Here is a 24538-nt window from a genome sequence, read left to right as displayed (position 1 = left end):
GCCCCCTGACCCGCGCCGCCGTTCTGGGTGCTTGACCCCCCAGTGATTCCTGCTCATATGCCCCGCATGACCCAGCTTGATCTCATCCGCAATTTCTCCATCGTGGCCCATATCGACCACGGTAAATCCACCCTCGCCGACCGGCTGATCCAGCTGACGGGCACTGTCGCCGACCGCGACATGAAAGCCCAGATGCTTGACAGCATGGATATCGAGAGGGAGCGCGGCATCACGATCAAGGCCAACACCGTGCGGCTGGAATATCCGGCCAAGGATGGCAACACCTATATCCTCAACCTGATCGACACCCCCGGACACGTCGATTTCGCCTATGAGGTCTCCCGCTCCATGCGCGCCGTCGAAGGCTCGCTGCTGGTCGTCGATGCCAGCCAAGGGGTCGAGGCGCAGACACTGGCCAATGTCTATCAGGCGCTGGATGCCGGGCATGAAATCGTGCCCGTCCTGAACAAGATCGACCTTCCGGCGGCGGAACCCGACCGCATCCGCCAGCAGATCGAGGATGTGATCGGCCTCGACGCCTCCGACGCCGTGCTGATCTCGGCCAAATCCGGCCTCGGTATCCCCGATGTGCTGGAGGCCATCGTGAAACGCCTGCCCGCCCCCAAGGGCGACCGCAACGCGCCCCTGAAGGCCATGCTGGTGGACAGCTGGTATGACGCCTATCTGGGCGTCGTCGTCATGATCCGCGTGATGGATGGCGTCATGCGCAAAGGCGACCGCGTGCGCATGATGCAGACCAATGCCGTCTATGGCATCGACCGCCTGTCGGTGCTGAAACCGCAGATGGTGGATATCGACGAACTGGGCCCGGGCGAAATCGGCGTGCTCACCGCCTCAATCAAACAGGTGCGCGACACCCGCGTCGGCGACACGATCACCCATGAGCGCAAGGGCTGCGAGGTCGCACTCCCCGGCTTCAAACCCGCGCAGCCCGTGGTGTTCTGCGGCCTCTTCCCGGTGGACGCCAACGAATTCGAACCCCTGCGCGACGCGATCGAGAAACTGGCCCTGAACGACGCCTCCTTCACCTACGAGATGGAAACCTCGGCGGCCCTCGGCTTCGGCTTCCGCTGCGGCTTTCTCGGCCTTCTGCATCTGGAGGTCGTGCGCGACCGACTGGAACGCGAATATGATATCGACCTGATCACCACCGCGCCCTCGGTCGTCTACCACATCTACATGAAGGACGGGACCATGCAGGAACTGCACAACCCCGCCGACATGCCCGACCTCACCTATGTCGATCACATCGAAGAACCCCGCATCAAGGCCACCATCATGGTGCCCGATGAATATCTGGGCGACATCCTGAAGCTGTGCCAGGACCGCCGCGGCATCCAGGCTGATCTGTCCTACGCCGGGCAGCGCGCCATGGTGGTCTATGACCTGCCGCTGAACGAGGTGGTGTTCGATTTCTATGACCGGCTGAAATCCGTGACCAAGGGCTATGCGTCCTTCGACTATAACATCACCGGCTACCGCGAGGATTTCCTTGTGAAAATGTCGGTGCTGGTGAATGACGAACCCGTCGATGCCCTCTCGATGATGGTCCACCGCGACCGCGCCGACATGCGTGGCCGGGCGATGGTGGAAAAGCTGAAAGAGCTGATCCCCCGCCACATGTTCAAGATCCCGATCCAGGCAGCCATCGGCGGGCGGGTCATTGCGCGCGAAACGTTGTCGGCGATGCGCAAGGACGTGACGGCGAAATGCTACGGCGGCGACGCCACCCGCAAGAAGAAGCTGCTGGAAAAGCAGAAGGCCGGGAAGAAGAAGATGCGCCAGTTCGGGAAAGTGGAAATCCCGCAGCAGGCGTTTATCAATGCGTTGAAGATGGATGGGTGAGTAACTTAGGGAGTTTCGTTATTGGATGACGCACTGATAAGAGATTTGCATGAGCCGAAAGTTATTCTTACGCTTACCATAAATAACAGCGAGCCGATTGAACTAAGTGCTTTTATCGGTGCTTTCACGTCCATTGCTAAGGAATATCAGGAGAGTTTAAGAAGCAATCCAGATGTCAAAGATTCTGCCACAATCTATGTTAAGGAGGTCAGGGCTGGGTCTATTGTTGCCGATCTTATTCCCGTTGTAGCAAGCACTTTGCCAATAATTGCAACCCAAGCTGAGCAGATCTGGCAGGCTGTCGAATTTGTAAAACAGTGGGGAGAGAGGATTGCGACTCTTGCGTCAGGAGTAATTCCTGATGGGTTTGGGAAATCAGAACTAAAGACCTTTGCCTTGGCTGTAGAAGCAATCGCGCGCGATCCCAGCGCAAGTTCGACTCTTGAGGCTGCAACTTTTGAGGATGGAAAGCGGCAGGTTCGGGCAGCGTTTAAATTCTCAACTTCTGATGCAAGATTGGTCGAGAAGGTAATTGAAGCAGAATACAAACGGATTGAGGTTGAAGGCACAAAAGTCCACGAGCGCGTTCTAATGGTTTTCACGCGTTCCGACGTTAACAGTGCTCAGATTGACAAACGTAGTGGTGAGCGAGTTGTTATCTCAGAAATCACACCAAAAGATTTGCCAATAATCTATGCATCACAGTTGTCTGAGCAGCGCGTTAAGCACGAAATCAGAGACGCGGACGATAATATTTTTAAAAAGGGTTTTGTGGTTGATGTGCTTGCAGTTCTAAGGGGCGACCGCCCGATTGTCTTCAAGATTTTGCAAGTACATGATGTTATTGATCTTCCGGACGATGACGAATAACTCATAAGCAAATCTTCACAACCCCTCATAAACCCCACCCCGCCGAGCTACCGCAGTCACCAGCGCCACCGACCGCCCGTCCTTGATCCGATAAACGATCCGCCAATCCCCCAGCCACAGCCGGCACAACTCGCCCCCCAAACAAAAGCGACCCGGGTTCCCCCGGGCCGCACCACTCACACAACCAAACCGATCACAGATCGTTCTGCACTTCCTGGCTTTCCTGCGTGATTGCCTGACCGGCGGTCGACAGGTCGCGTCCGGCGCCTTGCACGGTTTCGCAGGCGGCGACGGCGAACAGGGCGAGCAGGGGCAGCAGGAACATGGGTTTGCGCATGACGATTCTCCGGTGTTGATGTCGCTTTTGCAACGCGCGGCGGGGCGTTCCGGTTCCCCGTCGCGTCTGCATCGGTTGTGCATGGGGTGTGCATCGAAATCACACGCTCCAAATCCGGCCAGATTAACCCGCCCTTAACCTCGCCCGTGCAGAACCGGGTGATGCGCTGGCTCGTTCTCCTCCTCCTTTTCGCCTGCGGGGCCTCTCCCGCGCCGCAGTTTATGGGGGCCGAACGGCATGAGGTGACGCGGGGCGGGCGGCAGTATGTGGTGTTTCAGAAGGAGAATCAGGTCGAAATCATCCGCCTCGGCTATGCGAAACGCGGCGAACATCAGGCGATCCGCGCCGAAATGATCGAAATCATTCCACAGGTTACGGGCTGCACCCTTGTCCCCTCCACCCTTCAGGGCGACTCTGGCGAAATGCGTGGACGCATCCGCTGCCCCAAGCGATGATGCGCCCGTGCATTGCAGCCGCATCCGCGTTATGCTGCATCGCAGCATCAGGAGGATTCGATGGCCGGCAAGGTGATCACCATAGCCCAGCAAAAGGGCGGGTCTGGCAAAACCACCCTCGCCGTCAACCTTGCCGTCGCATTCATGCAGGCCGGTCAACGGGTTGCGCTGCTGGATACCGATCCGCAGGGCAGCCTCGGCCGCTGGTTTCTTGCCCGCCGTGACCGGTTGGGTGATCCTGGCATGGACCTGTCGACCGCCAGCGCCTGGGGTGTCAGCTATGAATGCGAAAAGCTACGTAAAATCAACGACATAGTCATCGTCGATACCCCGCCCAAGGTGGATGCCGACCTGCGCCCCGCGCTGCGCGAGGCGGATCTGGTGCTGATTCCCGTCGCCTCCAGCCATGTCGATCTTTGGGCCACCGAAGGCGTGCTTGATCTGGCCAGCCGCGAGCGCAAGCGCGCCACCATCGTGCTGAACCGCACCAAGGCAGGCACCCGACTGGGCGAGGAAGTGGCCGGAGCCGCTGCTGCGCTGAATGCCGAGGTGGCCGTGGCCAAACTTGGCTACCGCGTTGTTTTTGCAGAAACCCTTGGGCAAGGCCTGGGCGCGCTTGAGGCCGGAAAGTCGCACGCCGGGGCCGAGGTTCTGGCCCTGTTGGCCGAAATCCGTGGCCTGCTTTAGGTGCTTGGCCCTTTGAAGATCAGCACCCAAAACGCATAGGCCCCAACCGCGCCAAACAGCAGCGCCCAACCGGGGTTGCCCATGCTGAGTTCAAACGCCCCCCAGCCCAAGGGAAACAGAGCCGTAGCCCAGCGGCGCCAGACGGGGCGGAAGAAGGGATGGTCGGCGTCTAGAAACTTCATCGGCGCAGTTTAGCCGGGCTTCACGCCGGTGGAAAGCGAAATGCTAGGGCGCGAAGGGGCCGGTGATCTCGGCTGTGCCTGCCTGCTTGTCATAGATGCAGACCATGCGTTCGGCCCCGGTGCCTGCGGCCATCGTCACAAGCGCGGCACCATAACGTTCGGAACCAAAAGGGTTTACCTCGATCACCGGGGTGGAATCAGCCGGAAGAAGTGCGGCACAGGCGATCTGCACATCAGCCCGGAACTCTGTCCAGGCATCGTCGGATGAGGCAAGGGCGGATGCGGCAAAGCCGGGCGTGGTGGCCAGTGCCAGAATGAGTGTGTAGCGCAACGGAGCCTCCTGTTTTGCGGCACATTGGCATGTGGCGGGGCGCGGCAACAGGGGGGCCATGCCGCAATCGGCAAGGTCATGCTTGCCCGAGGCGGCCCATGGGCGCAGTATGGCCGGGCAGAGGGAGGACCGCCCATGGTCAGCATCGCAGCCGGATTCACGGGCCAGACCGTGATCACCACATTCGAAATGACGCCCGGCACCTGCGCCGATCTTCTGGAGGAATTGCAGGCCGCCTATGCCGAAGTGATTCGCCACCAGCCCGGTTTCATCGCTGCCGGGCTGCATGTGAACGACGCGCAGACCCGTATTGCCAACTACTCGCAATGGGCGCGGCGCGAGGATTTCATGGCCATGCTGCGCACACCGGAAATGCGCGAGCGCAACCGGCGGTTCTCGGCGCTTTGCACGCGGTTCGAGCCGGTGATGTATGAGGTTGCCGGCGTGGTCTGATTGCTACCAACTCCGCTGTGGCCGAAGCCTGCCGGGGCCGGTCCGCTAGCGGCAGTAAGATCCGTTGCGGTGGCTGGCGGTATCGAAATGCATGTGATCTTCGTGATAGCCATCCGAACCCGGGCCCAGAGTTGTGCCGAAAATGCCGCAGCCTGCCTTGTAGGCCTGTTTGATCGCGCGCCCGTTGCGCCGCCGCCAGTCACCTTCGATCGTCAATGTGTTGCCGTCCGTCAGAATGATGCCGGAAATGTCGATGGCCTTGCCGCGCCCATGCTCGCTGATCGGCGCGCCCTTGCGGTTGTTCTGGCTGCGGCAGGCGTAATGCGCGGCGATCTGCAACCCGGCCACCTTGTCGCGGCCAAAGGCCGGTTTCAGACCGGTCTGCACCCAGGTTTTCAGCGCGCGGGCGGTGGTGCAATCCAGCGTGGCGGCCATGCTCAGCGCCACCCCGTCTACCGATGTGACCTGCACAGGTTCGGCAATGCCGCAACCGCGCAGTTTGCCGGGAATCGGGGCCAGCGTGACGCCCTTGATTGCCGGGTCGCCGCAGACCGCGCCCTTGCGGCTGATCGCGGCCTCTTTGCCCGGGTTGGGGCGGATGGCGGCCCCGGCCAGCACGCGCGGCTCGGCGGTTTCCTTGCGCGGGCCGAACAGGCGCGCAAGGCCACGGCGCGGGGGCGGTTCGGCGGGGGCAAGGGCTGCGGGTGGTGCGGCCATTGTCACTTCGGGGGGCGTTGACTGGTCTGGTGCCGGCGCGGCGGCCACCTGCCGCACAGGGCGCAGTTGGGGGCGCAGCGACGGGCGCTCGATGCTGCCGGAAGGGTTGGCGACAACCGTGGGGGCAGGGGGCTGCGCCGCGGTGGCGGGCGCGGTGCCCTGCTGGGCGGGGGCGAGTTCGCCCGGCGGGGTCAGCGCCACCGGTGCGCCTACCGGCATGGGCATTGTCGCAAAGGGGCGCGGTTTGGGACGCAGCGAGGTTTCAGGCGCCGCCGCCGCCGCACCGGCCAGCAGCACCAGACCCAGCAGCAAGGGCACCACAGCCCGCATCCGTCATGCCCCCGGCGCGGCAGTCGTGCCGCTGCGCCCGAAGTCGGGGGCCGATGTATCCTGCCCCGCCTCAATGATCCCGCGCCGGATCGCGCGGGTGCGGGTGAAGTATTTGTGCAGATGATCGCCGTCGCCCAGCCGGATGGCGCGTTGCAGGGCAAACAGTTCCTCGGTGAAGCGGCCCAGAATATCCAGCGTCGCCTCCTTGTTGGTCAGGAACACGTCGCGCCACATGGTCGGGTCAGAGGCCGCGATGCGGGTGAAATCGCGGAAACCGGCGGCAGAATACCGGATCACCTCGCTGTCGGTGACTCGGCGCAGGTCGTCGGCCACGCCCACCATCGTATAGGCGATCAGATGCGGCGTGTGGCTGGTGACGGCCAGCACAAGATCGTGATGCGGGGCGTCCATCACATCGACATTGGCACCCATGCCCTCGCACAGCGCGCGCAGCCGGGCCAAGGCCACCGGGTCTGCATCTTCGGCAGGCGTCAAAAGCCACCAGCGGTTGCGGAACAGCGTGGCAAAGCCGGAACGCGGCCCCGAATGTTCGGTGCCCGCCAGCGGATGCCCGGCGATGAAATGCACACCCGCCGGGATATGCGGGACGACGGCGGCAATGACCGCCTGTTTCACCGACCCCACATCCGTTACCATGGCCCCGGGGGCCAGATGCGGTGCGATTTCCTCGGCCAGCGCGCCCATCGCACCCACCGGCACGGCCAGCACCACCAGATCGGCCCCGGCCACAGCCTCGGCCGCCGTGTCTGTCACCCGGTCGCAGAACCCCAGCTCGCGCACCGTGGCCCGGGTTTCGGCGGAACGCGCATAGCCCACGATCTCGGCCGCCAGCCCCTCGGCCCGCATCGCATGCGCCATTGACGAGGCAATCAGCCCCAGCCCGATCAGCGCCACGCGGTTGTAGATCGCCGCCATCAGCGCAGGCCCTTGAACTGGGCGATGGCATGGGCAACGCGGCGGCATGACGCCTCATCCCCCACGGTGATGCGCAGGCAATGCGGCAGCTTGTAGCCGCTGACCCGCCGCACGATCAGCCCCTGGGTCTGCAAAAATGCATCGCAGTTTTCCGCCTCGGCGGCGTCGGCAAAGCGCGCCAGCACGAAATTCGCCAGCGAGGTGTCGGACGGCACCCCAAGCTCGGCCAGCGCCTCGGCCAGCCAGGCGCGCCAGCGGGCGTTTTCGGTCCGGCAGCGGTTCACATGATCCTGGTCGCGCACGGCGGCTTCGGCCACCTCAAGCTGGGCCGTGGAAAGGTTGAACGGCCCACGGATGCGGTTCAGCACGTCAATGATCGGTTTTGGCCCGTAACCCCAGCCAATCCGCAGCCCGCCCAGCCCGTAAATCTTGGAAAATGTGCGGGTCATCACCACGTTGCTGCGGCTTTCGATCAGCCCGAGGCCCCCGTCATAGCCCTGCACATATTCGGCATAGGCCCCGTCCAGCACCAGTATCGCCTGCCGCGGCAGGCCATCGGCCAGCCGCGCCACATCGGCGGCACCGATCATCGTTCCGGTGGGGTTGTTGGGGTTTGCGATGAACACCAGTTTCGTGCGCTGCGAACAGGCGGCCAGAATCGCATCGACATCCGCCGTGCGCTCGCGTTCCGCCACCTCTACCGGCGTCGCCCCCACCGCCAGCGCGGAAATGCGATACATCAGAAACCCGTGTTCGGTGAAAACCACCTCGTCGCCCGGCCCGGCATAGGCCTGCATCAGAAAGGTGATGATCTCATCCGACCCACAGCCGCAAATCACCCGGTCGGCATCCAGCCGGTGCACCTCGGCAATGGCATGGCGCAGGTTGTGATGGTCGGTGTTCGGGTAGCGGTGCAGCGTGTGCACCGTGCGTTGAAACGCCTCTTTGGCGCGATCGGACGGGCCAAAGGGGTTTTCGTTCGATGACAGTTTCAGCGCATTCGCCACGCCCGCCACATGGCTTTTCCCGCCCTCGTAAAGCGCGATGTCCAGAATGCCGGGCTGCGGGCGTATGGCGTCACTCATGTCTCACCTGATCTGTTGCCTGCGGGTTGTAACGGCCCGCAGGGCGCAAGACCAGTGCGATATTCTGTGCCGCATCAGTGCCCGATCAGTGCCCGATCAGTGCTTGTCGGTCTTTGAGGCCAGCCAGTCCATCAGCGCCAGCAACACACCCGAGATCACAAATGTCAGGTGAATCACGACCATCCATTGCAGAGTGCCGTCATCGCCCGATACCGGAATGCCCGGATTGCCCAGCTCCATGAAGCGTTTCAGCAGATGGATACCCGAAATCGCCACGATAGAGGCGATAAGCTTCATCTTCAGGCCTGAAAAATCAACCTTGCCCATCCAGTCGGGCCGGTCTTCGGCATTGCCGATGTTCAGCTTGGACACAAAGTTTTCATAGCCGGAAAACAGCACGATCAGCAGCAGGTTGGCCGCCAGTGACAAATCGATCAGCGTCAGCACCGCCAGGATCGCCTCGTCATAGGCCATGGTAAAGGCCTTGGGGGCATAATAGGCCAGTTCGCGCACGAACACGATGGTCAGCATTCCCAGCGCCACCACCAGCCCCAGATACATCGGCGCCATCAGCCAGCGCGAGGCGAAAAGCCCGCGTTCAAAGCGTGTTTCGAGTGTGGGTTTGTCGGTCATCGCTGCCCCTTGCATTGCCTGTGCGGCATCTAGGCAATTGCCCGCGCCAATTCAATCACCTGCCAATCAATGACAAAGGCCCGCCACTGGGGCGGGCCTTCGGATCGGCAGCAAATGCGCCGGATCAGTTCTTGGCGTAGTATTCCACGACCAGGTTCGGTTCCATCACCACCGGATAGGGCACGTCGCCCAGACCCGGGGTGCGCACGAACTTCACGGTCATCTTGGAATGGTCGACTTCCAGATAGTCGGGAACGTCACGCTCGGCCAGTTGCACCGCTTCCAGCACGATGGCCAGTTGCTTGGACTTCTGGCGCACTTCGATCAGGTCGCCCTCTTTCACGCGGTAAGACGCGATGTTCACGCGCACACCGTTCACGGTCACATGGCCGTGGTTCACGAACTGGCGGGCGGCAAAGACGGTGGGCACCAGCTTGGCACGGTAAACCACCGCGTCCAGACGACGCTCGAGCAGGCCAACCAGCATTTCGCCGGTGTCGCCCTTCACACGCTCGGCCTCGGCATAGATCTTGCGGAACTGCTTTTCCGTCAGATCGCCGTAGTAGCCTTTCAGCTTCTGCTTGGCGCGCAGCTGGGTGCCGAAGTCGGAAAGTTTGTTCTTGCGGCGCTGGCCGTGCTGGCCGGGGCCGTATTCGCGCTTGTTCACCGGGGATTTCGGACGGCCCCAGATGTTTTCGCCCATGCGGCGGTCGATTTTATGCTTGGCAGACGTGCGTTTGGTCACGGCTGATCTCCTTCAGTTGGTGCCATTGCCCGTCCCGCGCTGCGGTTTCGGGCGTCCGGCGATGTCGAAGGGCGTTGTCCTTTGCCTTGCGGCTGACAGGCATCCCCTTGCAGGGGCCACCAACACCAATGAAAAACCCCGGGCGTAAACCCGGGATTGGCGGCTTATACAGCGCGCGCCGGTGGTGTCAACAGGGGCTTAGGCCGCCATGTCATGCCGCAGTATGGCGGCTTCGGGGCCTGAAATGTTGCGCCGCGCATAGTCGCCATAGGTGTGCGGGTTCTCGGCGATGCCCGGCAGCAGGCCCAGCAATGTGGCGCGCTGCGCCGGTTCCACCATTTCCAGTGCCGTGTTCGAGGGGTGGAAACTTTCCGTCTCCAGCCCGTTGGCCCAGACGATGTTGTGCCGTTCCAACAGGATATGCACATAGGTCACGTCGCGCAGCGCGTGGTCTACCGACACCGCCTGATCGCTGAGCAGGTCTTCGGCGGCCACCAGCACCTCGGGTGTGTTGAACAGCGCCTGTGCCGCAGCGCCCTTCACCAGCATGCGGTGCTGGGGCGACACGATCAGGTCGCGGTCGGGCCGCCCGATGCCAAGCGCGCCGGTGCGGAACCGGATCGGGCGCAGATGCGGCATGGCATAAAGCCGCGCGCCCGTCATGCGGCGATGGCCGGTCCACATCACCGGCTGCGCGCCATTGTCGCGGGTCAGTATCCGGTCGCCCGGGCGCAGATCCTGGATCAGCCGGGGCCCTTCGGGCGTCTTGATCGCGGTATCGGGGGTAAAGCAGATCACCCCGCCCGCAGCCCTGGCGCCCGCCGCCCGCGCCGTGCGGTCCAGCGCGATGCGCACCACCCACAGATCAGTGTCAGCCGGAGGCGGATTGCCCACGAACAAAAGCAGCCGCGCGCCTGTATCAGGCACGTCGATGACGGTGACGGCATGGGTCTGGTGCCCGTCCGTCACCACAAAGCTCTGGTCCGGCATGTCGTCTTGCGGGTCGTCGTGCAGGGGATGCGGACGAGCGCCTGCCCCCACGGCCACGCCGACAAGGCGCCGCACCACGCGCGCCGCGCGTTTCCTTATTTCCGCCGCCCCCTCGGCCCCTTCCAGAAGCAGGAATTCCTGCGGCCCCTCGACGCGCACGCTGCTGCCTGTCCAGCGCCATGCAGCACCGACGCCCAACGCATCCAACGGCGCGGCCCGAAGACCGTCTACTTCTGTCTGTGACCAGGAAATGACGAACGTGCCGCGAAAGCCCGTTCCCATATGCCTGTCTGCCTGCTCGATTTTTTATCGTTATCGCAAAATGTAGCAGCCTGCGGGGGTTTTGGCTATGATGAATTGGCCACAGCTTTCAGCTAATCCAGCAATTTCATGCCTGTGCAAGGGTTTCTTCACCCAATTCAGCAACTTCCGGATGATTTGGCCAAGCGTGTTTCCACCCCGGAATGTTCGATTTTTCTGGTGTGGGTCCGGTGCTATTCGGTTCAGTGCAGCCGGGGGGCGGGGCCTATGGGCAGCGGCCCGAGGCTCATCCGCCCCTGGGCAAAGGTCAGAGGAACCTCCACCGTGTTGCCGCCAGCGGCCAGCAGCGTCAGCGCATTCCGCCATGTTGGGGCCACCTCGGGCGTCATCAGCCCCAGCGCCACCGCCAGATCCACCGCCTTGGGCCAGTTGTCCAACCTGAATTCTACCCGGCCTTCGGCCTGCCCCTGTGCGTCGGCCACCAGGCTGCCCCGCGCAAACAGGCCCAGATCGCCCCAGCGCAGCAGGCCCTCGCCAATTTCCAGCGCCAGCAGCTGCGGGCGGGTTGCGCCTGCGTGCCGGTCCAGCGGGGCGGAAAAGCTGGCGGTTGCCGTCAGCCGCGCCAGGTCGATCTGGCCGGGCAGGCTGGCCGCGCCAAGGGCGGTCAGCAGGCTGGCGTCCGGGCTGATGTTTGTCGCCTCGATCCCGATGTCATGCGCGTTGTCGGTGCCATCCAGACGCCGGGTGGCAAAGCGGGCACTGTCTGCGGCCAGGCTCCAGCCGATCGACGAGGTGGCGCGCAGGCCCTCACCTGCCAGTGCCACCCGGTCCAGCGCAAGGGCAGGGCCGGGTGTCACGATTACGCTGGCCTGCAACTTGGCCGCGTCCAGCGTCACATCATCGGACGGTGTGCGGACAATCTGCTGCGGTGCAAAGGCCGCGATCACATGCCATGGCTTGTAGGACAGGCTGAACACCTGCACGAAAGGCGCCTCCCAGCCGATGCCGGTCGCAGGGTCGGCCAGACGCAGCCCGTTCACCGTCAGGTCGAACCGGCTGGGAAATCCCTGCACCGACAGGCTTTCACGCTCTGCGATGAAACCCGCCGCCGCCTGCTGCTGAAACCACGCTTCGGCCCCGCGCTCCAGCGCCCGCGACCCCACGAACCAATAGCCCGCGTAAAGCACCGCCAGCACCAGAACCACTCTTACCAGTGCCCGCATCGCCCGCCCTTTCCATTCCGCCGAGGCTGTTGTTTACAGGGCGGCGCGAAGGAGGGCCAGCGCATGCGCGAACGGCTGTGGGTCTTTGGCTATGGTTCGCTGATCTGGAACCAGGGCTTTGCGGTGGAGCGGGCCGAGGTGGCACGGCTGGCGGGCTGGCACCGCAGTTTCTGCATGCGGTCAATCCACCACCGCGGCACGATGGCCGACCCGGGGCTGGTGCTGGCGCTGGACCGCGCGGCAGGGGCCCATTGCGACGGGCTGGCCTTTCTGGTGGCGGCGGGTGCCGAGGGTGACACGCTTGCCACCTTGCGTGAACGCGAACTGATCTCGTCGGCCTATCTGGAAACGCATCTGCCGGTCACGCTGGCCTCGGGCGCGCAGGTCGAAACGCTGGCCTATGTGATCGACCCCGCGCATGAGCAGTATTGCGGCGGGCTGGCGCTGGAAGATCAGGCGGCGATCATCGCCCGGGCCGTGGGCGGGCGCGGGCCCAACGCCGAATACCTGTTCAACACCGCCGATCATCTGGAAAGCCTTGGCATCGCCGATTCCGATCTGCGCTGGCTGGCGGCCCGGCTGCGTCACCCAAGCCACGCCACGGGGATTTGACGCCTTTCCCGGTTGGCAGCGGCACGGGCCGGGCTTATTGTGCAGCAGCAGAAAACAAAGGGCGTCACGACCTTATGGACAAGACCTTCGCCCCCGCGTCGCGGCTCTTTACCCAACCTGTCCGCCAGCTTGTGCTGATGCTGATCGTGACCGCGCTGGTCGTGCTGGGCGTGGTGCTGACCTTTCCGCAGCTCGCTTCGCTGTTTCTGGCAAAGATCTGGCTGAACGGATTCATCGCGGCGGTGTTCCTGTTCGGTGTTGTCACATGTTTCGTGCAGGTGGCGCGGCTGATGCTGTCGATCGCCTGGCTGGAGGAATTCGTAAAGCAGCGCCCGGGGCAGGACATTGCCCCCCCGCCCAACCTGCTGGCACCGCTGGCCACCCTGCTGGCCTCGCGCGGCGCGCGGATGCAGATTTCGGCCAGCTCGTCGCGGTCCATCCTCGATTCCGTGGGCAGCCGGCTGGATGAGGCGCGCGATGTCACGCACTATCTGGGCAGCCTGCTGATTTTCCTCGGGCTTCTGGGCACGTTCTATGGTCTGGCCACCACGGTGCCCGCGCTGGTGGAAACGATCCGGTCACTGTCGAACACCTCGGGTGCCAGCGGGGCCGATGTGCTGAGCCAGCTGATGAAGGGGCTGGAGGCGCAGCTTGGCGGCATGGGCACGGCGTTTTCGTCGTCGCTGCTGGGGTTGGCGGGCTCGCTGGTCGTAGGGCTGCTGGAACTGTTCGCGGGCCACGGCCAGAACCGTTTCTACCGCGAGCTTGAGGAATGGCTGTCGAAAATCACCCGGCTGGGATTTTCCAGTGGCGAGGGCGAGGGCGGCGATCAGGCTGTTCTGGGATCGCTGCTGGACCACATGACCACACAGATGGAGGGCTTGCAGACCCTGTTCGCCCAGTCGGAGGCCAGCCGCGCGCTGGTCGATGACAGGATCGGCGAACTGGCCGAGGCTGTGGGCACGCTGGTGGAACGCGGGGCCGAAGATCAGCGCGTGCAGGCGCAGCTGCTGGCCCGTATCGCCGAGGGGCAGGAAAAACTGACCGAGGCGCTGACCGGGGTCGAAAGCAGCGCCCATGCCGATGCCGAAAGCCGCATGCGGCTGCGGTCCATCGACGTGCAATTGTTGCGGATACTGGAAGAACTGTCGGCCGGGCGGCAGGAAAGCGTGACCGACCTGCGCGGCGATCTGGCGGCGCTGACGGCTGCGATCCGGCAATTGTCGCGCGGCGCCGTCGGGCGGGGCTAGGCCATGGCCCTGTCACGCCGCAACGGTCGCCGCGAATCGAACATCTGGCCCGGCTTTGTCGATGCGATGACGGCACTACTGCTGGTGCTGATGTTCGTGCTGACCATCTTCATGGTGGTGCAATCGGTGTTGCGCGAAACGATCACCACGCAGGACGGTGAGTTGGACAGCCTGACCGAACAGGTCGCCAGCCTGGCCGATGCGCTGGGGCTGGAGCGCCAGCGCGCCGAGGAGCTTCAGCAAGAGGTAGGGCGTCTGGGGTCTGACCTGTCGGCGGCGCAGGCGGCGGGCGAGGCGCAGGCCAGCCTGATCGCCACGCTGTCCGGGCAATTGACCGCGCGCGACGGCGAACTTGCCGCCGCCAGCGCCCGCATCACCAGTTTCGAGGCGCAGGTGGCCAGCCTGCTGGCCGAACGCGATGCGGCGCGGGGGCAGGCCACGGCGTTGACTGCCAGCGTGGCGGAACTGGAGGCCGCGCAGGCCCGGTTGGTGACAGAGCAAGAGGCGCTGCAACTGGCGTTGGCCCGCGCCCGCACCGAGGTGGATGCGCAGGCCGAGGCCGCCCGCCTTGCCGCCGCGCGGCGCGAGGCGCTGGATGTGCTGATAGCCGACCTCAGGCGGCGCGAGGCCGAAGGGCAGGCATCCTTGGTTGATGCGCTGGCGCGTCTGGAAAGCGTGGATGAACGCACCGCCGGGCTGACCGCACAGGTCGAGGCGTTGCAGGCCGACCTGTCCGAGGCCGAACGCGCGCGGCTGGCCGAACTCGCCGCTGCCGAGGCGCTGCGTGAACGTCTGGCGGGTGTGGATGCCACGCTGACCGAGGCCGAGGCCGCCCGGCTGGCCGATCAGGCGGCGGCCGAGGCGCTGCGGCAACGGCTGGCGGAATCGGATGCCGAACTGACCGCCATGACACTGGCACTGGAAGAGCAGCGCAAGCGGGCCGAGGAAACCCTTACCCTGCTGGCCGCCGCCCAGACCGATGCCGCCCGCGCCGCCAGCAGCACTGACGAACGTGCAGCCCTGCTGGCCGCCGCCGAACAGGCACTGACGGCGGAACAGGAACGGTCGCTGGAAAGCCAGCGGCGGGTGGCGCTGCTGAACGAACAGATCGCGGCACTACAGGCGCAACTCGGGTCGTTGCAGGGCATTCTGGATGCCTCGCGCGCCGAGGATCAGGCGGCGCAGGTGCAACTGGAAAGTCTGGGCAGCCAGTTGAACTCGGCTTTGGCACAGGTGGCCGCCGAACAGCGCCGCCGCGCCGAGTTGGAAGAGGCCGAACGCAAGCGGCTGGAGGCCGAGGCGGTGAACCTGGAACGCTTCCGTTCCGAATTCTTCGGCCAGTTGCGCGCGGTTCTGGCGGGGCGCGAGGGCGTGCGCATCGTGGGCGATCGTTTCGTGTTCTCGTCCGAGGTGCTGTTCAATCAGGGTTCTGCCGATCTCGCCCCCGAAGGCCAGCGCCAGATCGCCGGGGTGGTGGACACGCTGAACGAGGTGGCGCAGCAGATTCCGCCGGGCATCGACTGGATCATCCGGGTGGATGGCCATACCGACAATGTGCCACTGTCGGGCCTTGGCGCATTCGCCGACAATTGGGAGTTGAGCCAGGCCCGCGCGCTGTCGGTGGTGCGTTACATGCAGGATCAGCTTGGCTTTCCGCCGGGGCGGATGGCGGCCACCGGCTTTGGCGAATGGCAACCGGTGGCGGAGGGCGACAGCGCCGCCTCCCGCGCGCAGAACCGGCGGATCGAGTTGAAGCTGACGGAACGGTAGCGCCGGTTTCCGGCCCCGGGGCGCTGCCCCCCCCCCAGCCTTGCCGTGGGCAAGGCGTTCTTTGCTGAAACCCTCCTCCAGCGGGTTTCCAGCCGCGCATCACCCCGGGATACTTTGGTCTGGAAAGACAGGCTTGGACTCTCAGGTCAGTTGCCGACGATCAGGGTGATGGTGCCCGTGTCGATGGTTTCATTGCCACGCACCAGCGTCGCCGTGCCGCTGTAGCTGCCTGCGGGCCAGCCCGCCGGGGGAAGGCGCAGGCCAGCGGCGCGGAAAAGCTGTGCCTGTGTGCGGTCCAGCGCCATGGATTCGTTGATGATCTGACCGGCGGGGCCGGTGATGGCCAGCACCAGTGCATCGCCCGCGCGGCTGCCAAAGGCATAGGCCCACAGCACCAGCGCGGGCGCATCGGCAGGCAGCGTGGCGGGGCTGGCAAGGCCCGCCTTCAGCGCGTCAAAGGCGGGCACTTCGGTGGCAAAGCCAAGGGCGATCAGCCCGCCCGGCTGATAAGGCAGGGGTGTGGCCCAGAGGGCGGGCGCAGGCGGCGCGCCGCAGGTCAGCACCTCATCCGGGTCGAAAGGGTCGATGGTGCGGCCATCACGGCGCAGGGTCAGGTGCAGATGCGGAAATTCGGTGTTGCCTGACAGGCCCACCTGCCCCAGCACCGCACCAGCCGCCACGACATCACCGGCACGCACGGCGACAGAGCCTTGTTTCATATGGCAATACTGCGTTTGCCAGCCGCCATCATGTTCAATCAGCACGCCGTTACCGCAATCGCGGCCTTCCAGCGGGGGGGCGCCGGGGGTGTTCACCGCGATGTCGGGCATGCCATCGCGCCCGCCCTTCACCACGCCGGGGGCGGCGGCGCGCACCGCCACGCCCGTCTGCATGGCGGCGAGCGAGGGCAAGGCGAAATCGGTGCCCTCATGTCCGTCATAGGCCAGCGGGCCGCAGGTGAAATCAGTGACGCCGGGCGAAGGGTCGCGGTCCACATACTGCTGGATGAAGCAGGTGTCGCCCAGGGTGCAATCCAGCGGCATTTGCAAATCAAAAGCCCCCGCAGCCGTGGCTGCGAGGGCGAAGGTCAGGGCCAGAGGCCGGATCATTCCGCCGTCAGCAACGGCGGTTTCTGCCCGGTCAGCCGCGGCTTCTGCGGCTCTTCGATGTTCAGCACGATGGCGTCATCCTTGACCGCCACACGCACAACGCCACCTTTGACCAGCTTGCCGAAAAGCAGTTCCTCGGCCAGCGGCTTCTTGATATGTTCCTGGATCACCCGGCCCAGCGGACGCGCGCCCATCTTGTCGTCATAGCCCTTGTCGCCCAGCCAGATCGCAGCCTCATCCGACAACTCGATGTGAACGTTGCGGTCCATCAGCTGCGCTTCAAGCTGAAGCACAAACTTTTCAACAACTTGCAGGATGATTTCCTTGCCCAGCGGGGCAAAGGAGATCACGGCATCCAGACGGTTGCGGAATTCAGGCGTGAACGTCCGCTCGATCGCCGCCGTATCTTCGCCCGTGCGGCGGTCACGGCCGAAGCCGATGGCCGATTTCGACATTTCCGACGCGCCGGCGTTCGACGTCATGATCAGGATCACGTTGCGGAAATCCACTGACCGGCCGTTGTGGTCGGTCAGCTTGCCGTGGTCCATCACCTGCAACAGGATGTTGTAGACATCCGGGTGCGCCTTTTCCATCTCGTCCAGCAGCAGCACGCAATGCGGATGCTGGTCCACGCCATCGGTCAGCATGCCGCCCTGGTCAAAGCCGACATAGCCGGGCGGGGCACCGATCAGGCGGGAAACGGCGTGTTTCTCCATGTATTCCGACATGTCGAAACGCAGCAGTTCCACGCCAAGGATCGAGGCCAGTTGCTTGGCCACCTCGGTTTTCCCCACACCTGTCGGTCCGGCGAACAGATAGTTGCCGATGGGTTTTTCCGGTTCGCGCAGGCCCGCGCGGGCCAGTTTGATGGCCGATGACAGGGCGACAATGGCATTGTCCTGCCCGAAAACCACGCGTTTCAGCGTCTTTTCCAGATCGCGCAGCACCTCGGCATCATCCTTTGACACCGATTTCGGGGGGATGCGGGCAATCTTGGCCACCACGGCCTCGATCTCTTTGATGCCGATGGTCTTGCGGCGTTTGGATTCCGTGACCAGATGCTGCGCTGCCCCGGCCTCGTCGATCACATCAATCGCCGAGTCGGGCAGTTTGCGGTCATTGATGTAGCGCGCCGCCAGTTCCACCGCCGATTTGATGGCGTCGGCGGTATAGCGCAGGTCGTGGTGTTCCTCGAAATGCGGCTTCAGGCCCATCAGGATCTTGATGGCATCGGGCACCGAGGGTTCATTCACGTCGATTTTCTGGAACCGGCGGGAAAGGGCGCGGTCCTTTTCGAAATGCTGGCGGAACTCCTTGTAGGTGGTCGAACCCATGCAGCGCAGCTTGCCGCCCTGAAGCGCGGGCTTGAGCAGGTTCGATGCATCCATCGCCCCGCCCGAGGTGGCACCGGCACCGATGACGGTATGGATTTCGTCGATGAACAGGATCGCGTCGGGGTGATCCTCCATCTCTTTCACCACGGCTTTCAGCCGTTCCTCGAAATCACCACGATACCGCGTGCCAGCCAGCAACGCGCCCATATCAAGGCTGAAGATGGTGGCATGGGCCAGAATCTCGGGCGTTTCCGAATTGATGATCTTCCACGCCAGACCTTCGGCAATTGCCGTCTTGCCCACGCCGGGGTCGCCCACCAGCAGCGGGTTGTTCTTGCGGCGGCGGCACAGCACCTGGATGCAGCGTTCCACCTCGGCCTCGCGGCCGATCAGCGGGTCAACGTCGCCCTTGCGCGCCTTGACGTTCAGATCGACGCAGTATTTCGACAGGGCGGATTCCTTTTGGTCGCCCGCCTCGGCCTTTGGCGTTTCATGCGGTTCTTCTGCGCCGGTCACGGGCCGGGGCTCGCCATAGCTGGGGTCTTTCGCCACGCCATGCGCGATGAAATTCACCGCGTCATAGCGGGTCATGTCCTGTTCCTGCAGGAAATAGGCGGCGTTCGATTCGCGTTCGGCGAAGATGGCGACCAGCACATTGGCGCCCGTCACCTCGGTGCGCCCCGAACTTTGCACATGGATCGCCGCACGCTGGATAACGCGCTGGAAGGCGGCGGTCGGCACAGCCTCGGACCCCTCGACCGTGGTCACAAGCGTGGACAGGTCGTCGTCGATGAAATCCACCAGCGTCTTGCGCAGCTCGTCCAGATCGACCGAGCAGGCCTTCATCACGCGGGCGGCGTCGGGTTCATCCAGCAGCGCCAGAAGCAGATGTTCCAGCGTGGCGAGTTCGTGGCGGCGGGCATTCGCAAGCGCAAGGGCGCCATGGATGGCTTGCTCGAGTGTTGTGGAAAAAGATGGCACGTTCGTGGTGCTCCTGTCCTGCGGGCCGGAGGGGCCATTGGGCCCATCTTGACCTTTGCCTCATGAGGTTAAAGTTCGGTTTTATTTGCCGCGCTTCAAGTGTTATTTCCGTCGATTTGCTGTTTCCGTGATCAACGATGCAAATTGTGATCGTTCGGCGGGCAGCGGGTCAGAATTTGTCCTTCCGGGCGCGGAGTTCGGCAAAGACCGCCGCGTCGGGCGCGCCCGCCATGCCGATGGCCGCCTTGAGGGCGGGATCGCGCGCGCGCAAAAAGGGGTTGGTGGCCAGCTCATCCGACAGGCGCGACGGCACGGTCGGCTGGCCTTTGGCCCGTGCGGCGCTGATCTTGTCACCGCGCAAGATAAGCGCGGGGTGCGCGGGTTCAAGGGACAAAGCAAAGCGCAGGTTGCTGGCCGTATATTCATGGCCAGAACAGACCAGCGTTTCCGGCGGCAGCGCGGCCAGCTTTGACAGGCTTTGCCACATCAGCGCGGGTGCGCCCTCGAACAGGCGGCCACAGCCCATGGCCATCAGACTGTCAGCGGTAAAGACCAGGCCCGCGCCAGGCAGGTGAAAGGCGATGTGCCCGATGGTGTGGCCCGACACGTCCAGCACATGCACCGCCTCACCGCCAAGGGTGAAGCTGTCGCCTTCGGCCACGGCACGGTCCAGCGGGGGCAGGCGGTGGGCATCGGCGGCAGCCCCCGTCACCCGCGCGCCGGTGGCGGCCACCAGTGCCGCCACGCCGTCGATGTGATCGCCGTGGTGATGCGTCAGCAGGATGTCGGTCAGGTGCCAGCCGCGCGCCTGCAACGCCGCCAATACGGGTGCCGCCTCGGGGGCATCGACCAGCGCCGTGTCCCCGCTGGCCGCGTCATGCAGCAGGTAGGCGTAGTTGTCGGTCAGGCAGGGCAGGGTGATCAGTTCAAGCGGCATGGTTTTTCCCCTGTCCGACGGCTATGTTCGGTGCAAGTGTTGCGCCTATCCGGGGTCGGCACAAGGCCCCGCACCGCACAGCGCCCGCACAGCCCCTGTTCACCGCCGCCGCAAGGCGGCCCAGCCGAGACCTGCCCGAGACCTGCATGCATCTGGACGTTCTCGACCTGCGCAATTTCTATTACCGCACGCCGCTGGGCCGGGTGGCGCAGCGCGCCGTGCGCAATCAGATGCTGGCTTGGTGGCCCGAGGCCAAGGGGCAGACGGTCGTGGGCTTTGGTTTCGCCGTGCCCTTGCTGCGGCCCTATCTGGCCGGGGCGCGGCGCGTGGTGGGGCTGATGCCCGGTCAGCAGGGGGTGATGCCCTGGCCTGCGGGCATGGAAAACGTGTCGGTGCTGTGCGAGGAAACCCATTGGCCCTTGTCCACCGGCATGGTGGACAAGCTGGTGCTGATGCACGGGCTGGAAACGTCGGACCACGCGGGCGCGGTGATCGACGAGGCGTTCCGTGTGCTGGGGCCGGGGGGCAAGGCGCTGTTCATCGTGCCCAACCGTTCCGGTTTGTGGGCGCGGCGCGACGGCACGCCTTTTGGCTTTGGCCGCCCCTATTCGCTGGCGCAGCTTGAATCGCAACTGAAACGCCATTCCTTTACCCCTGAACGTTCCGCCGCCGCGCTGTATGTGCCGCCCGCGCATCAGCGGTTCTGGCTGAAGACCGCGGATTTCTGGGAAACCTCGGGGCGGCGCTTCATGCCGTGGCGGGCGGGCGGTGTGCTGATGGTCGAGGCGACGAAACAGGTCTATGCCCCCACGCGCGGGGGGCTGGGTGCCGTGGTCCGCCGCCCGTTGCGCGTGCTGGAAGGCGTGCGTCAACCGGTGGCCGAACCGGGCTGATGCGGTCTGTCGACGGGCGCTGGCCGGGATGGCTGCGGCCAAACTCTGCCCATCCGCCAAGGCGGGGCGCAGTGGTTGTTACCTTTGATTGCGTCATGGCGGATGGTCTGGCAGGATGTGACCGCAAATCTGCCCCGGGGCACCGCAAGACCCGGCAGCTGCGCCAGACGAACGGCAAGGCCCGGCCGGTGCCAAGAAGCCCCAACCGAAAGAACAGCCCCTGCCCAACGGCTTTCACCTCGCTGGCCCGTCAGGTGTGGCTTGGGCCGGGGCTGCTGTTGCCACTGAAACAGCCAACCGGCAGCTGCTGATTCCCGCACGTGGCACTTGGTTTCGTGGCTGCGGGGCAGGGCGCGGCCTTGTGCCGCACCGGCTCTGGCCTGTGGGGTTGTTTATTGCGTCGGGGCCTCAATTCCCTGTGACCTTCCCGGTTGCGAGGTAGGAACACCTCTGCTACACCCGCCACGAATTTGAGACGCATATGCCTCGTATGCGCCACGAAATGCCTCTGTCCTGCGCTGATGGACCGGGGCCTGACATCGAAAGGGTTGACGTGTCCGAACCAGCCTCGATTTCCTCTGGCATTGCCGCGCGTTATGCCACCGCCGTCTTCGAACTGGCGAATGACGCCAACTCGCTCGCCGCATTGGAATCCGACATCGACGCGCTCGATGCGGCGATCACCGGCAGCGCCGATCTGAAGGGCCTTCTGGCCTCGCCGATCTACAGCCGCGACGATCAGGCCCGGGCGATTTCGGCGATTGCAGCACAGATGGGCCTGTCGGCCCTGACCGCCAACACCCTGACGCTGATGGCGCAAAAGCGCCGCCTGTTCGTGGTGCCGCAGATGATCGCCAATATCCGCGCCCGCATCGCCGCCGCAAAGGGCGAGATGACGGCCGAAGTGACTTCGGCCACCCCGCTGAGCCCGGATCAGGCAGGCAAGCTGGCCGCGACCCTGAAGGCGCGCGTGGGCAAGGATGTGAAACTGAAAACCGCCGTCGATGAATCCCTCATCGGTGGTCTTGTCGTAAAGCTGGGCTCCACCATGATCGACACCTCGGTCAAGGCAAAGCTCGCGGCACTCCAGAATGCAATGAAAGAGGTTGGGTGATGGGAATCCAGGCTGCTGAGATCTCTGCGATCCTCAAGGAGCAGATCAAGAACTTCGGCCAGGATGCCGAAGTTGCCGAAGTGGGTCATGTGCTGTCGGTCGGGGACGGCATTGCGCGCGTCCACGGGCTGGACAATGTGCAGGCCGGCGAGATGGTGGAATTCCCCGGCGGCATCCGTGGGATGGCGCTGAACCTTGAAGTTGACAACGTGGGCGTCGTGATCTTCGGCGACGACCGTTCGATCAAGGAAGGCGATACCGTCAAGCGCACCAAATCCATCGTGGACGTGCCTTGCGGCAACGGCCTGTTGGGCCGCGTCGTGGACGGTCTGGGCAACCCGATCGACGGCAAGGGCCCGATCATGTTCTCGGAGCGCCGCGTGGCCGACGTGAAGGCGCCCGGCATCATCCCGCGCCAGTCGGTGCATGAGCCGATGGCCACTGGCCTGAAATCGGTTGACGCCATGATCCCGGTTGGCCGTGGCCAGCGCGAACTGATCATCGGCGACCGCCAGACCGGCAAGACCGCCATCGCGCTGGACACGATCCTGAACCAGAAGGTCTATAACGAGGCCGCTGGCGACGACGAAGGCAAGAAGCTGTATTGCATCTATGTGGCCATCGGGCAGAAACGCTCGACCGTGGCCCAGCTGGTGAAGAAGCTGGAAGAGACCGGTGCGATTGCCTACACCATCGTGGTGGCCGCCACCGCATCCGACCCGGCGCCGATGCAGTTCCTGGCCCCCTATTCGGCCACCGCGATGGCAGAGTTCTTCCGCGACAACGGCCGCCACGCGCTGATCATCTATGATGACCTGTCGAAACAGGCCGTCGCCTACCGCCAGATGTCGCTGCTGCTGCGCCGTCCGCCGGGGCGCGAAGCCTATCCGGGCGACGTGTTCTACCTCCACTCACGCCTGCTGGAACGTTCGGCGAAGCTGAACGCTGACCATGGCTCGGGCTCGCTGACCGCTTTGCCGATCATCGAAACCCAGGGCGGCGACCTTTCGGCCTTCGTTCCGACCAACGTGATCTCGATCACCGACGGCCAGATCTTCCTGGAAACCGAACTGTTCTACCAGGGTATCCGCCCGGCTGTGAACACCGGTCTGTCCGTGTCGCGCGTGGGTTCGTCTGCGCAGACCGATGCGATGAAATCGGTGGCTGGCCCGGTGAAGCTGGAACTGGCGCAATACCGCGAGATGGCGGCCTTTGCGCAGTTCGGGTCCGATCTTGATGCCTCGACGCAGCAGCTCTTGAACCGTGGCGCGCGCCTGACCGAGTTGATGAAACAGCCGCAATATGCCCCGCTGACCAACGCAGAGATCGTCTGCGTGATCTTCGCGGGCACCAAGGGCTATCTCGACAAGGTTCCGGTGAAAGATGTCAGCCGGTATGAAGCCGGTCTGCTGAAACACCTGCGCACCAATGCCAAGGATCTGCTGGCCGACATCACGCTGAACGACCGCAAGGTCAAGGGCGAGCTGGAAACCAAGATCCGCGCTGCGCTGGACGCTTTTGCCAAAGACTTCGCCTGAGGGCGGGGCAGGGAGATAACAGATGCCCAGCCTTAAGGATCTGAAAAACCGGATCGCCAGCGTCAAGAACACGCGGAAGATCACCAAGGCGATGCAGATGGTCGCTGCGGCCAAGCTGCGCCGCGCACAAGAAGCTGCCGAAGCCGCCCGCCCCTATGCCGAACGGATGAATGCCGTGATGGCCGGGCTGGCGGGGGCCGTGGCCGGGTCGGAAGGCGCGCCGCGCCTTCTGGCAGGCACGGGGGCTGACCGCGTGCATCTGCTGGTTGTGATGACGTCGGAACGCGGCCTGTGCGGTGGCTTCAACTCCAGCATCGTGCGTCTGGCGCGGGCGCAGGCCCAGCGTCTGCTGGCCGAAGGCAAGACGGTGAAGATACTCACCGTCGGCAAGAAGGGCCGCGAGCAGCTGAAGCGCGATCTTTCGGCGCATTTCGTGGGCCATGTCGATCTGTCGGCTGTCAAGCGCATGGGCTATGCCTCTGCGCAGGGCATTGCGCGCGACATTCTGGCGCGGTTCGATGCGGGCGAATTTGACGTGGCGACGCTGTTCTTCAACCGGTTCCAATCGGTGATCAGCCAGATTCCCACCGCGCAGCAGATCATTCCCGCGCAGTTCGATGCCGCTCCGGCTGTATCGGCGCTGTATGATTACGAGCCGTCGGAAGAGGCCATTCTGGCCGACCTTCTGCCGCGCAACGTGGCGACGCAGGTGTTCACGGCCTTGCTGGAAAATGGCGCATCCGAACAGGGCGCGCGGATGAGTGCGATGGACAACGCCACGCGCAACGCGGGCGACATGATCAACCGCCTGACCATCCAGTACAACCGCTCGCGTCAGGCCGCGATCACCAAGGAACTCATCGAAATCATCTCGGGCGCCGAGGCGCTCTGACCCGCAC

Annotated in this window: 25 protein-coding genes; 12 read left to right on the top strand and 13 right to left on the bottom strand. The window is 64.1% G+C overall.

The features are described from left to right. Positions 1 to 66: 66 nt before the first annotated feature. Both lepA and GEU84_RS08640 read left to right on the top strand, forming a co-directional pair. Complete coding sequence (gene lepA, locus GEU84_RS08645) at positions 67 to 1866, top strand: translation elongation factor 4 (RefSeq protein ID WP_174539565.1); 1800 nt, start codon at positions 67 to 69, stop codon at positions 1864 to 1866. 21 nt (positions 1867 to 1887) lie between these two features. Beyond that, positions 1888 to 2736, top strand: coding sequence for a hypothetical protein (locus GEU84_RS08640; RefSeq protein ID WP_217438528.1), 849 nt, complete (start codon positions 1888 to 1890; stop codon positions 2734 to 2736). 193 nt (positions 2737 to 2929) lie between these two features. Here the strand turns inward: GEU84_RS08640 and GEU84_RS08635 are convergent, their stop codons facing one another. Further along, positions 2930 to 3073: an entericidin A/B family lipoprotein gene (locus GEU84_RS08635; protein WP_174539564.1), complete on the bottom strand. Its 144-nt coding sequence runs from the start codon at positions 3071 to 3073 to the stop codon at positions 2930 to 2932. 161 nt (positions 3074 to 3234) lie between these two features. Between GEU84_RS08635 and GEU84_RS08630 the strand changes: the two genes are divergently transcribed. Together GEU84_RS08630 and parA are read left to right on the top strand one after the other, a co-directional pair. Beyond that, positions 3235 to 3528 carry a hypothetical protein gene (locus tag GEU84_RS08630; protein ID WP_174539563.1) on the top strand — a complete coding sequence of 98 codons (294 nt, stop codon included), beginning with the start codon at positions 3235 to 3237 and terminating at the stop codon, positions 3526 to 3528. A gap of 60 nt (positions 3529 to 3588) precedes the next feature. Continuing rightward, entirely contained in the window at positions 3589 to 4215 is a 627-nt protein-coding gene (parA, locus tag GEU84_RS08625) for a ParA family partition ATPase (protein ID WP_174539562.1), read from the top strand. Here parA and GEU84_RS08620 read toward each other — a convergent pair. Both GEU84_RS08620 and GEU84_RS08615 read right to left on the bottom strand, forming a co-directional pair. Beyond that, positions 4212 to 4397: a hypothetical protein gene (locus GEU84_RS08620; RefSeq protein ID WP_174539561.1), complete on the bottom strand. Its 186-nt coding sequence runs from the start codon at positions 4395 to 4397 to the stop codon at positions 4212 to 4214. The genes parA and GEU84_RS08620 overlap by 4 nt on opposite strands. Positions 4398 to 4440: 43 nt before the next feature. Beyond that, a complete protein-coding gene (locus tag GEU84_RS08615; RefSeq protein WP_174539560.1) occupies positions 4441 to 4728 on the bottom strand; it encodes a hypothetical protein in 288 nt (95 codons plus the stop codon). Between the two features lie 135 nt (positions 4729 to 4863). Here GEU84_RS08615 and GEU84_RS08610 point away from each other — a divergent pair, with 135 nt between their 5' ends. Beyond that, positions 4864 to 5181 carry an antibiotic biosynthesis monooxygenase family protein gene (locus GEU84_RS08610; RefSeq protein ID WP_174539559.1) on the top strand — a complete coding sequence of 106 codons (318 nt, stop codon included), beginning with the start codon at positions 4864 to 4866 and terminating at the stop codon, positions 5179 to 5181. A gap of 45 nt (positions 5182 to 5226) precedes the next feature. Here the strand turns inward: GEU84_RS08610 and GEU84_RS08605 are convergent, their stop codons facing one another. The 7 genes from GEU84_RS08605 to GEU84_RS08575 form a co-directional block, all read right to left on the bottom strand. Next, positions 5227 to 6228: an extensin-like domain-containing protein gene (locus tag GEU84_RS08605; protein ID WP_174539558.1), complete on the bottom strand. Its 1002-nt coding sequence runs from the start codon at positions 6226 to 6228 to the stop codon at positions 5227 to 5229. A 3-nt stretch (positions 6229 to 6231) separates the two neighbouring features. Further along, positions 6232 to 7164, bottom strand: coding sequence for a prephenate/arogenate dehydrogenase family protein (locus GEU84_RS08600; RefSeq protein WP_174539557.1), 933 nt, complete (start codon positions 7162 to 7164; stop codon positions 6232 to 6234). Then, the gene (hisC, locus tag GEU84_RS08595; RefSeq protein WP_174539556.1) at positions 7164 to 8249 is read right to left on the bottom strand and encodes a histidinol-phosphate transaminase; all 1086 of its coding nucleotides are present in this window, start codon (positions 8247 to 8249) and stop codon (positions 7164 to 7166) included. Before hisC ends, GEU84_RS08600 begins: the two co-directional genes overlap by 1 nt. Before the next feature lie 96 nt (positions 8250 to 8345). Further along, positions 8346 to 8882 carry a TIGR00645 family protein gene (locus GEU84_RS08590; protein ID WP_174539555.1) on the bottom strand — a complete coding sequence of 179 codons (537 nt, stop codon included), beginning with the start codon at positions 8880 to 8882 and terminating at the stop codon, positions 8346 to 8348. A 124-nt stretch (positions 8883 to 9006) separates the two neighbouring features. Then, on the bottom strand, positions 9007 to 9627 hold the full coding sequence (rpsD, locus tag GEU84_RS08585; protein ID WP_174539554.1) for a 30S ribosomal protein S4: 621 nt from the start codon (positions 9625 to 9627) through the stop codon (positions 9007 to 9009). Positions 9628 to 9825: 198 nt separating this feature from the next. Next, entirely contained in the window at positions 9826 to 10899 is a 1074-nt protein-coding gene (locus GEU84_RS08580) for a Hint domain-containing protein (RefSeq protein WP_174539553.1), read from the bottom strand. 221 nt (positions 10900 to 11120) lie between these two features. Continuing rightward, positions 11121 to 12101, bottom strand: a complete 981-nt coding sequence (locus GEU84_RS08575; protein ID WP_174539552.1) for a DUF2125 domain-containing protein — start codon at positions 12099 to 12101, stop codon at positions 11121 to 11123. 63 nt (positions 12102 to 12164) lie between these two features. Between GEU84_RS08575 and GEU84_RS08570 the strand changes: the two genes are divergently transcribed. The 3 genes from GEU84_RS08570 (at position 12165) to GEU84_RS08560 (ending at position 15733) form a co-directional block, all read left to right on the top strand. Then, the gene (locus GEU84_RS08570; protein WP_174539551.1) at positions 12165 to 12713 is read left to right on the top strand and encodes a gamma-glutamylcyclotransferase; all 549 of its coding nucleotides are present in this window, start codon (positions 12165 to 12167) and stop codon (positions 12711 to 12713) included. A 74-nt stretch (positions 12714 to 12787) separates the two neighbouring features. Next, a complete protein-coding gene (locus tag GEU84_RS08565) occupies positions 12788 to 13963 on the top strand; it encodes a biopolymer transporter ExbB (RefSeq protein ID WP_174539550.1) in 1176 nt (391 codons plus the stop codon). A gap of 3 nt (positions 13964 to 13966) precedes the next feature. Then, a complete protein-coding gene (locus tag GEU84_RS08560; protein ID WP_174539549.1) occupies positions 13967 to 15733 on the top strand; it encodes a peptidoglycan -binding protein in 1767 nt (588 codons plus the stop codon). A 146-nt stretch (positions 15734 to 15879) separates the two neighbouring features. Here GEU84_RS08560 and GEU84_RS08555 read toward each other — a convergent pair whose 3' ends face one another. The 3 genes from GEU84_RS08555 to gloB all read right to left on the bottom strand — a co-directional run bounded on the left by GEU84_RS08555 (position 15880) and on the right by gloB (position 20094). Continuing rightward, positions 15880 to 16842: a M23 family metallopeptidase gene (locus tag GEU84_RS08555; protein ID WP_174539548.1), complete on the bottom strand. Its 963-nt coding sequence runs from the start codon at positions 16840 to 16842 to the stop codon at positions 15880 to 15882. Beyond that, complete coding sequence (clpA, locus tag GEU84_RS08550) at positions 16839 to 19157, bottom strand: ATP-dependent Clp protease ATP-binding subunit ClpA (RefSeq protein ID WP_174539547.1); 2319 nt, start codon at positions 19155 to 19157, stop codon at positions 16839 to 16841. The genes GEU84_RS08555 and clpA overlap by 4 nt, the downstream gene beginning before the upstream one ends. Before the next feature lie 169 nt (positions 19158 to 19326). After that, entirely contained in the window at positions 19327 to 20094 is a 768-nt protein-coding gene (gene gloB, locus GEU84_RS08545) for a hydroxyacylglutathione hydrolase (protein WP_174539546.1), read from the bottom strand. A 146-nt stretch (positions 20095 to 20240) separates the two neighbouring features. Between gloB and GEU84_RS08540 the strand changes: the two genes are divergently transcribed. From GEU84_RS08540 to GEU84_RS08525, 4 genes are all read left to right on the top strand, one after another. Continuing rightward, on the top strand, positions 20241 to 20987 hold the full coding sequence (locus GEU84_RS08540) for a class I SAM-dependent methyltransferase (RefSeq protein WP_174539545.1): 747 nt from the start codon (positions 20241 to 20243) through the stop codon (positions 20985 to 20987). Between the two features lie 553 nt (positions 20988 to 21540). Then, positions 21541 to 22101 (top strand): F0F1 ATP synthase subunit delta, encoded by a 561-nt coding sequence (locus GEU84_RS08535; RefSeq protein ID WP_174539544.1) that lies wholly within the window; start codon positions 21541 to 21543, stop codon positions 22099 to 22101. Further along, the gene (atpA, locus tag GEU84_RS08530) at positions 22101 to 23639 is read left to right on the top strand and encodes a F0F1 ATP synthase subunit alpha (protein ID WP_174539543.1); all 1539 of its coding nucleotides are present in this window, start codon (positions 22101 to 22103) and stop codon (positions 23637 to 23639) included. The genes GEU84_RS08535 and atpA overlap by 1 nt, the downstream gene beginning before the upstream one ends. Positions 23640 to 23661: 22 nt before the next feature. After that, positions 23662 to 24531: a F0F1 ATP synthase subunit gamma gene (locus GEU84_RS08525; protein ID WP_174539542.1), complete on the top strand. Its 870-nt coding sequence runs from the start codon at positions 23662 to 23664 to the stop codon at positions 24529 to 24531. The last annotated feature ends 7 nt before the right edge of the window (positions 24532 to 24538 follow it).

The sequence above is a fragment of the Fertoeibacter niger genome, assembly GCF_009380135.2.
GTDB lineage: Bacteria > Pseudomonadota > Alphaproteobacteria > Rhodobacterales > Rhodobacteraceae > Fertoeibacter > Fertoeibacter niger.
This window is presented reverse-complemented; position numbering and strand designations above follow the sequence as displayed.